The organism is Streptomyces sp. NPDC020597, assembly GCF_044335095.1.
Taxonomy (GTDB): domain Bacteria; phylum Actinomycetota; class Actinomycetes; order Streptomycetales; family Streptomycetaceae; genus Streptomyces.
Genome location: NZ_JBIRUL010000017.1, coordinates 148378 through 163282 on the forward strand (window position 1 = coordinate 148378; position 14905 = coordinate 163282).

11 protein-coding genes are annotated in these 14905 nt (G+C 72.5%); 6 read left to right on the forward strand and 5 right to left on the reverse strand.

Annotated elements, in window-relative coordinates; all coding sequences use genetic code 11:
* Positions 1–144 precede the first annotated feature (144 nt).
* Positions 145–3186 carry a DEAD/DEAH box helicase gene (locus ACH4ZA_RS26780; protein WP_398432020.1) on the forward strand — a complete coding sequence of 1014 codons (3042 nt, stop codon included), beginning with the start codon at positions 145–147 and terminating at the stop codon, positions 3184–3186.
* Complete coding sequence (locus ACH4ZA_RS26785; RefSeq protein ID WP_398432021.1) at positions 3183–4526, forward strand: SWF or SNF family helicase; 1344 nt, start codon at positions 3183–3185, stop codon at positions 4524–4526. The genes ACH4ZA_RS26780 and ACH4ZA_RS26785 overlap by 4 nt, the downstream gene beginning before the upstream one ends.
* A 101-nt stretch (positions 4527–4627) precedes the next feature.
* Here the strand turns inward: ACH4ZA_RS26785 and ACH4ZA_RS26790 are convergent, their stop codons facing one another.
* Complete coding sequence (locus tag ACH4ZA_RS26790) at positions 4628–5074, reverse strand: hypothetical protein (protein WP_398432022.1); 447 nt, start codon at positions 5072–5074, stop codon at positions 4628–4630.
* Positions 5075–5249: 175 nt separating this feature from the next.
* Entirely contained in the window at positions 5250–6416 is a 1167-nt protein-coding gene (gene xylA / locus ACH4ZA_RS26795) for a xylose isomerase (RefSeq protein ID WP_398432023.1), read from the reverse strand.
* Positions 6417–6555: 139 nt separating this feature from the next.
* On the opposite strand from xylA, the gene xylB reads away from it, so the two are divergent.
* The 4 genes from xylB (at position 6556) to ACH4ZA_RS26815 (ending at position 12881) form a co-directional block, all read left to right on the forward strand.
* Positions 6556–8001 (forward strand): xylulokinase, encoded by a 1446-nt coding sequence (gene xylB / locus ACH4ZA_RS26800; RefSeq protein ID WP_398432024.1) that lies wholly within the window; start codon positions 6556–6558, stop codon positions 7999–8001.
* A 117-nt stretch (positions 8002–8118) separates the two neighbouring features.
* Positions 8119–9336, forward strand: coding sequence for an ROK family protein (locus ACH4ZA_RS26805; RefSeq protein WP_398432025.1), 1218 nt, complete (start codon positions 8119–8121; stop codon positions 9334–9336).
* Positions 9337–9824: 488 nt separating this feature from the next.
* Positions 9825–11093 carry a GAF domain-containing protein gene (locus ACH4ZA_RS26810; protein WP_398432026.1) on the forward strand — a complete coding sequence of 423 codons (1269 nt, stop codon included), beginning with the start codon at positions 9825–9827 and terminating at the stop codon, positions 11091–11093.
* Between the two features lie 264 nt (positions 11094–11357).
* On the forward strand, positions 11358–12881 hold the full coding sequence (locus tag ACH4ZA_RS26815; protein ID WP_398432027.1) for an aldehyde dehydrogenase family protein: 1524 nt from the start codon (positions 11358–11360) through the stop codon (positions 12879–12881).
* A gap of 142 nt (positions 12882–13023) precedes the next feature.
* On the opposite strand, the gene ACH4ZA_RS26820 is transcribed toward ACH4ZA_RS26815, so the two are convergent.
* From ACH4ZA_RS26820 to ACH4ZA_RS26830, 3 genes are all read right to left on the reverse strand, one after another.
* On the reverse strand, positions 13024–14364 hold the full coding sequence (locus tag ACH4ZA_RS26820) for a tyrosine-type recombinase/integrase (protein WP_398432028.1): 1341 nt from the start codon (positions 14362–14364) through the stop codon (positions 13024–13026).
* Complete coding sequence (locus ACH4ZA_RS26825; protein WP_398432029.1) at positions 14361–14558, reverse strand: helix-turn-helix transcriptional regulator; 198 nt, start codon at positions 14556–14558, stop codon at positions 14361–14363. The genes ACH4ZA_RS26820 and ACH4ZA_RS26825 overlap by 4 nt, the downstream gene beginning before the upstream one ends.
* Positions 14559–14600: 42 nt before the next feature.
* Positions 14601–14905, reverse strand: a 305-nt coding sequence (locus tag ACH4ZA_RS26830) for a transposase (RefSeq protein ID WP_398432030.1), incomplete at its 5' end; no start/stop codon positions are given.

The following is a 14905-nucleotide window of genomic DNA, read 5'->3' on the forward strand; positions in this document are numbered from 1 at the left end:
CGACGCCCGGGCGCCGGACTGGGCGTGCGGAGAGAGCCGCCCCGGACCTGTCCGCCGAAGAAGCGGTGCGCCCTCTCCTCGCGAGTCCTGTACCCTCGGCGACTCCGCCCCCGGTAGTCAAACTTGAGGAGCAGGCTTATCACCGTGCAGAGGGTTCCCACGGAAGTATCACCCGAGACCTCCGAACTGGTCCGCTGCTGCGCCCTGTTCGTGCCCGGCGTCCCCGCCCGCGCCGGCGGCGTCGCCTTCTGGCGACCCGACGGCGAGGCCCCTCCCGTCGCGTGGCCGCGAGGCGCGCGGGATCCGTCCACGAGTCTGTCCGTCGTCCGGCCGACCGGCGCGGGCGTGACGGTCGCCCGCGTGCCCGTCCTGCTGCTGCCGGTGCTGGACGCCCTTCCCGTCCTCGTCCACGCGCGTACCGCGCCGGACGCCCACCGATCCGCCGCGTTCTGGGGTGCGGCCGCACTGCTGTCCCTGCGGTTCACGGCCCGCGGCCTGCTGCTTCCCGGCCTGTCCGCACAGGACCACGACGCCTGGCGGGCCGGCCCGCTGGGCCCGGACGACACCGAACAGGTACGCCGGCTCGCCGCCTCCATGCCGCCCGAGGCACACGCAGAGCCGCTGGACGACGCCCCGCCGCTGCGGCTGCCCGACCCCGAGCGGCTGCTGCGCGCGTTTCTGGACGCCCTCGCGGACGCGCTGCCCCGCACACCCGCGGCGTCGCTCGTGACCGGCGGACCCGCGTACGCGACGCGAGAGCCCCAGGCCGCGCCGGAGCTGCGCGACTGGGCGGCCGACGTCGCCGCGGGCCATGACGCCGGCGTACGGATCTCGCTGCGGATCGAGGTGTCGGGCGTCGGAGTCCCGGAGTTCGCGGCACACGAACCTCCGGCCGTCGGGCCGCCCGCAGGCGAAAGCGAGGCCGCCGAGTCCCGGTCCGGCGTCCGCGGAACCGGCAGAATCGGCAGAACCGGTGCAGCCACACTCTCCTCGAGCGGCGTCGGCGCAGGCCTCGGCGGCGACCCCGATCCCGACCTTGACGGAGTGACGCCCCGTTACCGGGCAGTGCCGCAGGTGCACAGTGTCAGCGACCCCACGCTCGTCGCCGACGCCGCCGCGATCTGGGGCGACCCCGAGGCAGCGCCCGAGGGGCTCGGCCCCCGTGCGCGTACCGACGCACTGCTCGCCCTGCGCCGTGCCGCGCGGGCCTGGCCCCCGCTCACCCCCCTGCTGTCGGCCGCGGTCCCCGAGGCGGTCGATCTCGTGGACGAGGAGATCGTCGAACTCCTGGGGGACGGTTCACGAGCGCTGGCGACGGCAGGCGTCGAGGTGCACTGGCCCCGTGAGCTGGTGCGGACGCTGACCGTACGCGCGGTCGTGGGTCCGCCGGAGGAGGGCTCGACGTCACCACGCGCGGGGTCGGAGACACCGCCGCTCCTGTCTGCGGACGCCGTTCTGACGTTCGCCTGGCGGTTCGGGCTCGGTGGACGGCAGCTCACGCGTGAGGAGCTGGACCGTCTGGCCGAGGCGAAGCGGCCGCTGGTGCGGCTGCGTGACCGATGGGTTCTGATCGACCCGGGGGAACTGCGTCGCGCCGCCGACCGGCAGGACCGCAGGCTCACCCCCGTGGACGCCCTGAGCGCGGCTCTGACGGGCTCCACGGAGGTAGACGGCCACCGGGTCGACGTGGAGCCCACCGGGTGGCTGGAGGCCCTGCGGGAGCGGCTGACGCACCCCGACCGCCACGAGCCGGTGGCCCAGCCCGCCGCGCTCGAGGCCACCCTGCGCGACTACCAGCGACGCGGGCTGGACTGGCTGGCCCGCAACACGGCCCTCGGCCTGGGCTGCTGTCTGGCGGACGACATGGGGCTGGGCAAGACCGTCACGCTGATCGCCCTGCACCTGCACCGCCAGGCGGACGCCTCGGCCGCGGGTCCCACCCTCGTGGTCTGTCCGACGTCGCTGATGGGCAACTGGCAGCGGGAGATCGAGAGGTTCGCCCCGGGCACTGCCGTACGCCGCTTCCACGGCCCGCGTCGCGACCTCGCGGCGCCGGCCGACGGGGACTTCGTGCTCACGACCTACGGCACGCTGAGGCTGGACGCCGAGCGGCTCGGCGCGGTCGCGTGGGGCCTGGTCGTCGCGGACGAGGCGCAGCATGTGAAGAACCCGTACTCGGCGACCGCGCGGGCGCTGCGCACCATCGGCTCACGCGCGCGGGTGGCCCTCACGGGCACTCCGGTGGAGAACGACCTGTCGGAACTGTGGGCGATCCTCGACTGGACGACGCCAGGCCTGCTGGGCCGGCCCGGCCACTTCCGCGCGCGCCATGCGCGAGCCGTCGAGGGCGGCGGGGATCCGGCGGCGGCGGAGCGGCTCGCCCGGCTGATCGGACCGTTCCTGCTGCGCCGGCGCAAGTCGGACCCGGGCATCGCGCCCGAGCTCCCGCCCAAGACGGAGACCGACCGGCCCGTCGCCCTCACCGACGAGCAGGCGGGCCTGTACGAGGCCGTGGTGCGCGAGACGCTGGCGGCGATCGCCGAGGCCGACGACATGGCGCGGCGCGGCCTGATCGTGAAACTGCTGACCGGTCTCAAACAGATCTGCAACCATCCCGCGCAGTACCTCAAGGAAGACCGGCCGAGGACCGCCGGACGCTCCGGGAAGCTGGAGCTCCTGGACGAACTCCTCGACGTTCTCCTCGCCGAGGGGGCGAGCGTGCTGGTCTTCACGCAGTACGTGCGCCTGGCGCGGCTGCTGGAACGGCACCTCGCCGCGCGGGGCGTCCCCACGCTGTTCCTGCACGGCGGCACGCCGGTCGCCGAACGCGAGGCCATGGTCCGGCGCTTCCAGGACGGCGAGGTCCCGGTGTTCCTGCTGTCGCTGCGGGCCGCGGGCACCGGGCTCAACCTCACGCGCGCGGAGCACGTCGTGCACTACGACCGCTGGTGGAATCCGGCCGTCGAGGCGCAGGCCACCGACCGTGCCCACCGCATCGGCCAGACCCGTCCCGTGCAGGTGCACCGGCTGATCGCCGAAGGGACGATCGAGGACCGCATCGCCGACATGCTGCGGCGCAAACGGGCTGTCGCGGACGCCGTCCTGGAGGCCGGGGAGGCGGCGTTCACGGAGCTGACGGACGCCGAGCTGGCCGATCTGGTGGAACTGCGGGAGGGCACGCGATGAACGGGCACGACGGCGCCGGCAGGCGCGGCGGGGAACCCATCGAGGGCGCCGAGGCACGCACGTTCGCGGCGCTGCCTCCCGCGCACGGGAGAGGATTCGCGCAGACCTGGTGGGGCAGGGCGTGGCTGACGGCGTTGGAGGACGGCGCCGTGGACGGGAAGCAGGTGAAGGAGGGCCGGCGGCTCGCGCGCGCGGGCGCCGTGGGGGCGGTGACCGTGCGACCGGGCCGCGTCACGGCCGTCGTCCGCGGTCGTGACCGCACACCGCACCGGGCCGACGTGCTGCTCGACCCGCTTTCGGACGCGCAATGGGACCGCTTCCTGGACCTGACGGTGGAACGGGCCGGCCACATGGCCGCACTGCTCGACCGGGAGATGCCGTCCCATCTCGTCGAGGACGCGGACGCCGGGGGCGTCCGCCTGCTGCCGGGGCTCGGCGACCTGGAGGCGCAGTGCGACTGCGGCGCCTGGGACCACTGCGGTCACACGGCGGCCGTCTGCTACCAGGTGGCCAGGCTGCTCGACCAGGATCCGTTCGTCCTGCTGCTGCTTCGCGGCCGCGCCGAAGGGGCCCTGCTGGACGGCCTCCAGGCGCGCGGCGCCGGCGCTGCGGCCGGCGCCGGGTCGGCGGCGCCCCGAGCCGACGGGGTGGACGCGGCGGAGGCGTACGCGGCCGGTGACATCCTGCCAGCGCTGCCCGCCGTGCCCGCTCTCCCGCCGCAGCCGGGCGTCCCGCCCGCGTTGGACACGGACACCCCGCCCCCGCCCGCGGTGGAGCCCGCCGCTGTGGAGTTCCTGGCCGCCCGGACAGCCGCCGCGGCGCACCTGCTGCTCGCGGAGGCGCTGCACGAGCGCCCGGGACGGAGCGCCGGCGAGGAGGCGTTGTCGGTCGGTCAGGACGCCGTACGACTGGCGGCCGGCGCCGTCGGCGGCCGTCCAGGCGCGCATCGGCTCGCCGTCGTGACCGGACGGCTGGCCGCGGGCTCCGGGCGCAGCCGTGAGCAGCTGGCCTCGGCCGTACGGGCCTGGCGGCACGGCGGGCCCGCCGCCCTTTCGGTGTGGGAGGAGGAGTGGGCCGTCGAAGGCGATGCGCTGGCCCGCGCGCGTGCCGCGCTGGAAGCCGCCTGGGAGGAGGACGAGCGGCCGGCTCTGCGGGCACAGGCCAACCGCTGGACGGTCGTCGGTGAGCCCTGCCAGCTCCGGCTGGGACGGGACGGTCGCTGGTGGCCGTACCGCAAGGAGGGCGGTCGCTGGACGCCGGCCGGGGAGGCCGCCGACGACCCGGGGACCGCCCTGGCGACAGCGCGCCCCGACGGCGAGGAGACGCCGTCCCCTCCGTGACGGAAGCGCCGTCCCCCGGCGGAAGCGCCCTCCGCCGTCACGCCGTCGGCATGAGGAACGGCGTGCCTCACGCGCGTCGGCCGCGGGGCCGGTGACGCCGGTTACGGCGCGAGGTCCCCCACCGAGGGGAGCAGCGACTCCAGCCCGCTGGGCAGCTCGGTCGGCAGCGTGCTCGGAAGCGCGGTGGGCAGATCCGTCGGGAGCGTGCTCGGCAGCGCGGTGGGAAGGCGGCTGGGGAAGCCGCTGGGCAGGTCGGTCGGAAGACCGGCGGACGGTGTGGGCGAGCCCGTGGCGCCGACCCCGGTCGTGGGTTCGTCGTCCGGCGAGTCGCCGCTTCCCGACCTCATCAGCACGACGGCGACGACCGCTGCGGCCAGGACCAGCAGGGCGAACACCACGAAGAGCGGGTTTCTGCGCCGTCGGCCGGGGCCGCCGGGATCACCGGCCGCGCCGGTCCCGTAGGGGGCGGTGGGCGGTCCGTAGCCGCCGGGGGGCGGCATGTCTCCCGGCGGTCCGGGCGGCTGAGGCGGTACGGGCGGCATGGCCATGCCGTCCAGCGTGACCGTGAGCCCTCCCGAGGGCGACCCCCGCACGCGGCTTGATACCGGTTCATGGCACGGAGGGCATGGTTCCGGCATATTGCGGGCGGAGGCCGACCGGAGGAGGAGCGTTCGGCGGCACGCGCGTGTGTGGCCGCGGGGCACCCACGCGCGTGTGCGCGGCTCAGTTACGGGCGCCCAGCAGGTGGTCCATCGCGAGCTGGTCGAGCTGCTCGAAGGCCATGCCACGCGCGGCGGCCGCCTCGGGGTCGAAGTCCTCGAAGGCGGTGCGGTCGGCGAGCAGGCTCTCCAGGCCGTCGGACGCGGTGGCCTGGGCCAGCTCGTCGAGGCGGGAGGCGCGCAGGGCCTCCTGGACCTCGGGGTCGGCGCGGAAGGCGGTCGCCCGCTCCTTGAGGATCAGGTAGTTGCGCATGCAACCCGCCGCCGACGCCCACACGCCGTCGAGGTCCTCGGTGCGCGGCGGCTTGAAGTCGAAGTGCTTCGGGCCCGCGTAACCGGCGCTCTCCAGCAGGTCGACCAGCCAGAACGCGGCACGCAGGTCACCGGCGCCGAAGCGCAGGTCCTGGTCGTACTTGATGCCGGACTGACCATTGAGGTCGATGTGGAAGAGCTTGCCCGCCCACAGCGCCTGCGCGATGCCGTGCGGGAAGTTCAGCCCGGCCATCTGCTCGTGGCCGACCTCCGGGTTGACGCCGTACAGCTCGGGACGCTCCAGGCGCTCGATGAACGCCAGGGCGTGGCCGACGGTGGGCAGCAGGATGTCGCCGCGCGGCTCGTTGGGCTTGGGCTCGATGGCGAACTTCAGGTCGTAACCCTGCGAGGTCACGTACTCGCCGAGGAGGTCGAAGGCCTCCTTCATGCGGTCGAGCGCCACGCGGACGTCCTTGGCGGCGCCGGACTCGGCGCCCTCACGGCCGCCCCAGGCCACGTACGTCGTTGCGCCGAGCTCGACGGCGAGGTCGATGTTGCGGATCGTCTTGCGCAGGGCGTACCGGCGCACGTCACGGTCGTTCGCGGTGAACGCGCCGTCCTTGAAGACGGGGTGCGTGAAGAGGTTGGTGGTGGCCATCGGCACGGTCATTCCGGTGGTGTCCAGGGCCTGCCGGAAGCGCTTGACGTGCTCCTCGCGCTCACTGTCGGAGGATCCGAACGGGATGAGGTCGTCGTCGTGGAACGTCACGCCGTAGGCGCCCAGGTCGGCCAGGCGCGTCACCGTCTCGACCGGGTCGAGGGCACGCCGCGTGGCGTCGCCGAACGGGTCCCTTCCCTGCCAGCCGACGGTCCACAGGCCGAAGGTGAACCTGTCGTCGGGGGTGGGCTGGTAGCTCATGCCGGGCTCCTTGCTCGAAGTCTGCGGTGCGGGGGCGGTGGCGAACTATTTCGTCATGGCCGTTTACAAATTAGTATGCGGACGCATCTCTGGGAAGACAGATCCCGCAGAGCCGCGGAAAAACTTGAGGGAGAGCCCGATGTCAGCAGCCGAGGGTCCGCTCGTCGTCGGCGTGGACACGTCCACCCAGTCCACGAAGGTCCTGGTCGTCGACGCCGCCACCGGCGCCGTCGTCGCGAGCGGCCAGGCGCCGCACACCGTGTCCTCGGGGGCGGGCCGTGAGAGCGACCCCCGCCAGTGGTGGGACGCCCTGCGTGAGGCGCTGCACCAGTGCGGCGACGCGGCCCGCGAAGCGGCCGCCGTGTCGATCGGCGGCCAGCAGCACGGACTCGTCACCCTGGACGAGCGTGGCGAGCCGGTGCGCCCGGCGCTGCTGTGGAACGACGTCCGCTCGGCTCCCCAGGCGCGCCGGCTGACCGAGGAGCTGGGCGGAGCGAAGTTCTGGGCGGAGCGCACCGGATCCGTGCCGGCGGCCAGCTTCACGGTGACCAAGTGGGCGTGGCTGGCGGAGAACGAGCCGGAGGCCCTGCGCGCGACCAAGGCCGTGCGCCTCCCCCACGACTACCTCACCGAACGCCTCACCGGCGAGGGGACCACCGACCGGGGTGACGTCTCGGGGACCGGCTGGTGGGCCTCGGGGACGGAATCGTACGACCCGGAGATCCTCGCCCACGTGGGACTCGACCCCGCCCTGCTGCCCCGCGTGGTGCGGCCCGGAGAGGTGGCGGGCACCGTGCGCGACAGCCACGACCTGCCGTTCGCCAAGGGAACGCTGGTCGCTCCCGGCACCGGCGACAACGCCGCGGCGGCGCTCGGCCTCGGGCTGCGTCCCGGCACTCCCGTGCTGAGCCTCGGCACCTCGGGCACGGTGTACGCGGTGGCCAAGCGCCGCCCCACCGATCCCACCGGCACCGTGGCCGGCTTCGCCGACGCCCACGGCGACTGGCTGCCCCTGGCCTGCACCCTGAACTGCACGCTCGCCGTCGACCGGGTCGCCGCTCTGCTGGGGCTGGACCGCGAGGCCGTGGAGCCCACCGCGCACCTCACGCTCCTGCCGTACCTCGACGGGGAGCGCACCCCGAACCTGCCGAACGCGTCGGGCGTGCTGCACGGTCTGCGTCACGACACGACCGCCGGCCAGCTGCTCCAGGCCGCCTACGACGGGGCGGTGCATTCCCTGCTCGGCGCGCTCGACCTCGTCCTCGACGCGGAAGCGGACCGCTCGTCCCCCCTGCTGCTGATCGGCGGCGGCGCCCGGGGCGCGGCCTGGCAGCAGACGGTGCGCCGGCTGTCGGGCCGTCCGGTCCAGGTCCCCGAAGCGAAGGAACTCGTCGCGCTGGGGGCAGCCGCGCAGGCGGCGGGGCTGCTGACCGGCGAGGACCCGGCCGCGGTCGCCCGGCGCTGGAACACCGCCCGGGGCCCGGTCCTCGACGCCGTCGAGCGGGACGAGGCGACGCTGACGAGAATCGCCGGGGTACTCTCCGACGCGTCCCCGCTGCTGGAGCGGAGCCCGAACGCCAACTGACCATCAAAGAGACCGGGCCGAGAGGCCGGGCCGTCCGACAACCCGGCATCGACCATCGACCCGATCGACCCACATCGACCCACCAGCCCATCGACGAATCGACGAATCGACGGAGGCATGACCGCACCGCTGCACGAGGCCCGGCCCGCCGGCCGGGGGCGCGCGACTCCTGACACCCAGCAGGGCATGCGCCGCCGCAACCTGGCCCGGGTGATGCACGCCGTCCGTGCCGAGGGCTCGCTCTCGCGCGCCGCCGTCGCCTCACGGATCGGTCTGACGCGGGCGGCGGTGTCGACCCTTGTCGACGAGCTCATACGCACCGGGCTGCTCGAGGAACTCGGCCCCGAACGGCCCGGCCGGGTGGGCCGGCCCGGCTCGGCCCTCGCGGTCAGCGGACACGGTCCGGCGGGCATGGGCGCCGAGATCGGGGTCGACCACCTCGCGGTCTGCGCCGTCGACCTGCGCGGCGAGGTACGGGCGCGGGCGGTGCGACACGGCACCAACCGCGGCCGCTCCCCCGAGCCGGTCGTCGGGGAGCTGACCGAGCTCCTGCGCCAGGTCGTCGCGGGCGCGGAACGCGAGGGGCTGTGGCCGGCCGGGCTGTCCGTCGCGGTTCCGGGCCTTGTGGCACGGGACGCCCGTACGGTCGTGCGCGCACCGAACCTCGACTGGCACGACGTCGATCTCGGCGCGCTGCTGCCCGCGGAGTACCCGCTGACCGTGGACAACGAGGCCAACTTCGGCGGCCTGGCCGAACTCTGGCTCGGCACGGACACCCCGAGGGACTTCCTGCACGTGTCGGCCGAGATCGGCATCGGCGCGGCGCTCGTCGTGGACGGGGCCCTGCTGCGCGGCACCCGCGGTTTCGCGGGCGAACTCGGCCATGTGCCGGTGCATCCCGACGGTCCGGCGTGCGTGTGCGGCGGGCGCGGATGTCTGGAGCAGTACGCCGGTGAGGAGGCGGTGCTGCGGGCAGCCGGGCTGGAACCCGGCGAGGACCGCGTCGGTCTCCTCGCCGGACGGGCCGCGGACGGCGACCCGAACGTACGGCGCGCGCTGCGGGACGCCGGAACATCGCTCGGCATCGCCCTGACCGGGGCGCTCAACCTGCTGGACCCCGAGAGCATCGTGCTGGGCGGCGCCCTGGCCGGCCTCGCGCCCTGGCTCCTCCCGTCGCTGGAGACAGAACTCTCCCGGCGCACCGCGGGACCCGCCCGCCCTGTCTCCGTGTCCCGGCTGGGCCCCGAGGGACCGTTGCTCGGCGCCGCGCACTCGGTGGTGCGGGCGGTGCTCGACGACCCGGCGGCGGTGGCGGAGCGGGTCCGGCCGGACTGAGGACCGCTCGGGTCCGAACGGTTTCGAGCACTTCCGAGCGGCTCGGACCGCGGCCGGTGCCCGCCCTGGTCGTCCTCGCGAACCGATCGACGCCGAGCGCCCGGAACACGCCGCACGCGGCGGACACGCCAAGCACACCGGGCACACCAGGCACGTCGACACCCCGGGCCCCTCTGGCACGCCGGACGCCTGGGACGCCGACAGCGCCGAGCGGGTGGCCGCGCGGTCCACGCGACCCATGCAGCCCACGCGACCCGCGCGGAACTGCCCGTTCGGGTGAGGGAGTTGTCCACAAGCACCGGGCCGTCCACGGATTCCGGGCGCGGGGCGCACGGCTGCGGGTCATGGGACACCATGAGCTGTCGGGCGCCGATCGCCCGATCCCGGGACCGGAGGAACTGGTTTCGGTGAGGATCGTCCGGACGGTTGTCGGGCCGCACACCCGGAGTGACGATGTCTCCAGCCGTATCGCCCACCAGGAGGACGAGTTGAACGATCCCTGGGTGGCCCTCGAACCGGGGGCCGACCCCGCCGAGCGGGTACGGGTTCTGCGCCGGGCCCACGAGACGTTCACCGAGGCGGGCACCGTGCCGCGGCCGGTGCGGGCCGTGGTGGCCGACTCGTGGCGGCGTTCGGCGCGGGCCGGCGTCGTCCCCGACGGCACGGCGGACGTGGAACTGACCGACGGCGACCTCGGAACCTACCGGTCGGAGCATCCTCTGGCGCGGGTGATGCCCCTGTTCCGCGAGCTGATGGGCACGTTCGCCTCGGACGGCGAGCATCTCCTGGCGGTGTGCGACGCCCACGGCAGGCTGTTGTGGGTCGAGGGCCACGCGGCGACACGGCGACACGCGGGGCGGATGAACTTCGTGCCCGGGGCGAGGTGGGCGGAGACCGCGGTCGGGACGAACGCCCCGGGCACGGCGGTCGCCCTGGACCGGCCGGTGCAGGTGTTCGCGGCCGAGCACTTCACACGACGGGTGCAGCCGTGGACGTGCGCGGCCGCGCCGGTGCACGACCCCCGAACCGGTCGGGTGCTGGGCGCCGTGGACATCACGGGCGGCAACGGGCTCGCGCATCCGCACAGTCTGGGTTTCGTGCAGGCGGTAGCCCGGGCCGCGGAGGCCCACCTGGCCCTGCTCGCCCCGGCGCAGCCCAATGCCGACACTCCGCGGCTGAGCGTGCTGGGCCGCGACGAGGCGCGACTGGTCACCGGCGGCCGGGAGTTGCGGCTGAGCCGTCGGCACAGCGAGATCCTGCTGCTGCTGGCCCGGCATCCCGAAGGTCTGACCGGCGACGAGCTCATGTGCGCGCTGTACGAGGACGAGTCGGTGACCCCGGTGACCCTGCGGGCCGAACTCGCACGGCTGCGCGGAATCCTCGGTCCCGGGCTGCTGGCGTCGCGCCCCTACCGGCTCACGGTCGCCTGCGACTGCGACCTGACCGTCGTCGAGAGACGGCTGGCGACCGGTGCGGTGACGGCGGCGGCGACGGCGTATGCGGGACCGCCGCTGCCGGGGTCCCAGGCTCCGGCGGTCGTGCGGCTCAGACGCCGGCTCACCGAGGGACTGCGGGCCGCGCTGATCGCCTGTGGCGACCCCGATCTGCTGACGGACTGGGCACACGCGCCCTGGGGCGAGGACGACGTCGACGTGTGGCGGGCCCTTGTGGAGGCCCGTCCGACGGCGGCGACACGGACGCGCCTCGCCTCGCTGGAGGCGGAGCTGACGACCCCGCCGGGATGGCCGCACCGCTGAAGCGCGGCGAACACGGTCCGGGACGCCAGGAACTCGAAGCTCGCCGAGCACGGAGCCTCACCGGGCACGGAGTGTCGGGTGCTGCGCGCCGGCACTGCCCGTGCCGCCGGGCACCTGGCCCCTGTCGTGCGCGGCGGCGGGAACTGCTGCACCGCGCTGTCACGGTCTCCGCCCACACGCAACGTGGTTGCAACGTCCGTTTCCCTAGCCTCGCGCGAAGAGCTGTCCAACGGCGGGCAGCGCTGCTGAAGGAGGCAGAGCAGGATGACCCGTTACGCGGCGCCCGGCACCGAAGGCGCGATCGTCTCCTACCAGACGCGTTACGACCACTTCATCGGCGGCGAGTACGTCCCCCCGGCCCTCGGGCGCTACTTCGAGAACCCGTCGCCGGTCAACGGGCAGACCTTCACGGAGGTGGCCCGCGGCACGGCGGAGGACGTGGAGCGGGCGCTGGACGCGGCGCACGCCGCCGCGCCGGGCTGGGGGCGCACCTCGGCGACCGAGCGATCCGACATCCTGCTGAAGATCGCCGACCGGATGGAGGCCCATCTGGAGCCGCTCGCGGTCGCTGAGAGCTGGGAGAACGGCAAGCCGGTCCGGGAGACGCTGGCGGCGGACATCCCCCTGGCCATCGACCACTTCCGGTACTTCGCCGGCGCGATCCGCGCCCAGGAGGGCTCGCTCAGCGAGGTCGACGACGACACCGTGGCGTACCACTTCCACGAGCCGCTCGGCGTCGTCGCGCAGATCATCCCCTGGAACTTCCCCATTCTGATGGCCACCTGGAAGCTCGCGCCCGCCCTCGCCGCTGGCAACGCGGTGGTCATCAAGCCCGCCGAGCAGACCCCGGTGTCGCTGCACTACTGGATGAGTCTGATCGCGGACCTGCTGCCGCCCGGCGTGGTCAACATCGTCAACGGGTTCGGACCGGAGGCGGGCAAGCCGCTCGCGTCCAGCCCGCGGGTGGCGAAGGTCGCCTTCACCGGCGAGACGTCCACGGGCCGGCTGATCATGCAGTACGCGGCGGAGCACCTCAAGCCGGTCACCCTGGAACTGGGCGGCAAATCGCCGAACATCTTCTTCGACGACGTCTGGGAGAAGGACGACGACCTCCGGGACAAGGCCCTCGAGGGGTTCACCATGTTCGCGCTGAACCAGGGCGAGGTCTGCACCTGCCCCTCGCGCGGCCTCATACAGAGCGGCAACTACGGCGACTTCCTCCAGGCGGCCGTCGCCCGCACCGAGCTCATCAAGCCCGGGCACCCCCTCGACACGGACACGATGATCGGCGCGCAGGCCTCCGGCGATCAGTTGGCGAAGATCCTCTCCTACATCGACATAGGCCGGAACGAAGGCGCCAGGATCCTCACCGGCGGTGAACGCGCGGAGTACGACGGGGAGTTGAAGGGCGGTTACTACGTCCAACCGACGATCTTCGAGGGCGACAACCGCATGCGGGTCTTCCAGGAGGAGATTTTCGGCCCGGTCGTCTCGGTGGCGTCGTTCGACGACTTCGACGACGCCATCAAGATCGCCAACGACACCTCGTACGGCCTCGGCGCGGGGGTGTGGACACGGGACATCAACACGGCGTACCGCGCCGGCCGGGCGATCCAGGCCGGGCGCGTGTGGACCAACTGCTATCACGCGTACCCGGCGCACGCCGCCTTCGGGGGCTACAAGCAGTCCGGCATCGGACGGGAGACGCACAAGATGATGCTGGAGCACTACCAGCAGACGAAGAACCTCCTGGTGTCGTACTCGCCGAAGAAGCTGGGCTTCTTCTAGAGGCACGAAAAAAGGCGTCTGACCTGGGCTTTTGCCCGCCAGGCGCCTTCCCCTCGGTCGGCCCAGAGCAGGGACCGACTTACGTCATAACTCCCAGTTCCTCCCACCGCTGTCCCGCTCCTGACCAGTACTTCCGGACCAGTCACGGACCAAACCCCGACTCACCCCCTTCAGACTCCGCGCCGTGGCTGACGCGGTCCCACTCCTGCATGGACTGCTCGATGAGGCGGTTGGCCTGCTCTCGAACGCCGTCCAGGAACTTGGCGTAGTGACGGAAGAGGACCTCGATGCTCTGGCCCGCGCGACGAGCGCACTCGGCGGGGTCCACACCGGAGTACAGCCAGAACGAGATCCCGGCATGCCGGAGATCGTAGGGCCGCTTGGCCAGCTTGGAGGCGAGTTCTGTACGGGTCAGGACGTACTTCCGTGCCCGCGACCACGTTGTGCCATATGCAGCCGCGTCCACGTAGTTGCCGGCCTGGTTCCGGAACAGTCGACCGTCCGGCGCCACACCGAAGCGTTCGATGTGTGCGCGGAGCATGCGTACGAACTGCGGCGGGATGGGCACAGGCCGAGTCGCGGTGGCCGCACGGCGCTTGAGGGAGTGCACTTCGTGCACCGCGCCGCCGTCCGTCCAGTCTTTGCCTGCGATGACGACGCCATCAGCAGGCCGCATCGCCGCGTAGTACATGCAGCCGAAGAACGCCTCCAGGTGAGGGCCGCGCCCGCGCTGCTGGGCAACCGCTGCGAGCAGCCGGGCGACCTGGGCGGGATTGGGAACGGCAGCCGGGTCCACTTCCTCGTTGACCGCTGGAGCGTTCCACCTGAGCCCATTGAGAGGATTCTCCGTGAAATAACCCTTCTCCACAGCGATGTTGAGGCCTTCGTTGAATGCAGCCCGCTTGCGTCGTGCCGTCTTGGCCGCAGCCTCTTTGCCATCCAGCTTGAGGCACAGGGCGTCCAATGCCCGTCGCAGCACATCGGCTTCCGCGAGAGCGCTGACGGGCAGGGAGTTCCGCTTCATCCAGTCCAGCGCCTGCCGCCATTCCTCAACGGGCTCTTTCTCCCAGGCCTTCTTGTTGAACGCCCAGGAGTACAACGCTCGCCGCAGCACACGCGGCTCCGAATAGGTCGCGCCAGAGCGCACAAGGGCAGGCGTGATGGTGGCGAATGCATCGGCCAGTGTGCGGCGGGTGTTTCCCGGCGTGCGGCCCCAACGCTGGTCGAGGTATTCGTGCGCAAGGTCATACCATGTCGTCCGCTGCTTGATAGCTCGCAGCTCGGTCGCTGGCAGCCCTGTGTGCTCATCGAAGGGCTCACCATCGCGCGCTGCGGTCATCAGCTTTGACCGCCTACTGTCGGCGAGCCCGACGGTCATGAATGACTCTGATTTCTCGCGCCCATTGACTGTCCACCGGACCATAAACGGCTTGCGCCGATCGGGGCGCTCCCGTATGTCCCAGAAACGGACGTTGTAACTCATCGCCAAGTATCAGTATCTTTCTCGCACATGTCCCACCAGGCATCCAGGTCAGAACGACGACACCGGAGTTCACCATTGGGCAACTTGACCATGCGGGGCGCTTGCCCGCGAGCGCGCATTCGGTAGAACGCCGACGGACTCATACGAATCTCCGCGAGAACCTCGGCGAGCTTCAGCGCCGGAGGACGAGCCATGCAATATCACCTTCACATTATTGATCCGAAACTCAAAGGGTTCTATTCGAGGGTGTAGCGGACGTGTGGGCCGCCGAAGTAGCCGCGGACGATGTGTGGTTGGCGTTGGCGGCGGTGGAAGAACCGGCGGGTCTCGGTGGCGAGTTGGGCCTGGTCGCGGGCCCGGCTGTGCATCGGCAGGCTGCGTTTGAGGTCGGCGTTGACCAGTTCGTCGGGGTTGAGCTCGGGCGAGTACGCGGGCAGGAAGTGCAACTCGATCCGGTCGGGGTGGTCGGCGAGCCAGGTGCGGACCTTGCGGGAGCGGTGGGCGGAGTGGCCGTCCACGACGAGGTGGACCTTGTGGTCGA

Excerpts from the sequence above, each read along its gene's own strand:
- ACH4ZA_RS26785 (WP_398432021.1), top strand. The coding sequence starts at position 3,183 with ATGAACGGGCACGACGGCGCCGGCAGGCGCGGCGGGGAACCCATCGAG.
- ACH4ZA_RS26790 (WP_398432022.1), bottom strand. The coding sequence starts at position 5,074 with ATGGCCATGCCGCCCGTACCGCCTCAGCCGCCCGGACCGCCGGGAGAC.
- xylA (WP_398432023.1), bottom strand. The coding sequence starts at position 6,416 with ATGAGCTACCAGCCCACCCCCGACGACAGGTTCACCTTCGGCCTGTGG.
- xylB (WP_398432024.1), top strand. The coding sequence starts at position 6,556 with ATGTCAGCAGCCGAGGGTCCGCTCGTCGTCGGCGTGGACACGTCCACC.
- ACH4ZA_RS26805 (WP_398432025.1), top strand. The coding sequence starts at position 8,119 with ATGACCGCACCGCTGCACGAGGCCCGGCCCGCCGGCCGGGGGCGCGCG.
- ACH4ZA_RS26815 (WP_398432027.1), top strand. The coding sequence starts at position 11,358 with ATGACCCGTTACGCGGCGCCCGGCACCGAAGGCGCGATCGTCTCCTAC.
- ACH4ZA_RS26820 (WP_398432028.1), bottom strand. The coding sequence starts at position 14,364 with ATGAGTTACAACGTCCGTTTCTGGGACATACGGGAGCGCCCCGATCGG.
- ACH4ZA_RS26825 (WP_398432029.1), bottom strand. The coding sequence starts at position 14,558 with ATGGCTCGTCCTCCGGCGCTGAAGCTCGCCGAGGTTCTCGCGGAGATT.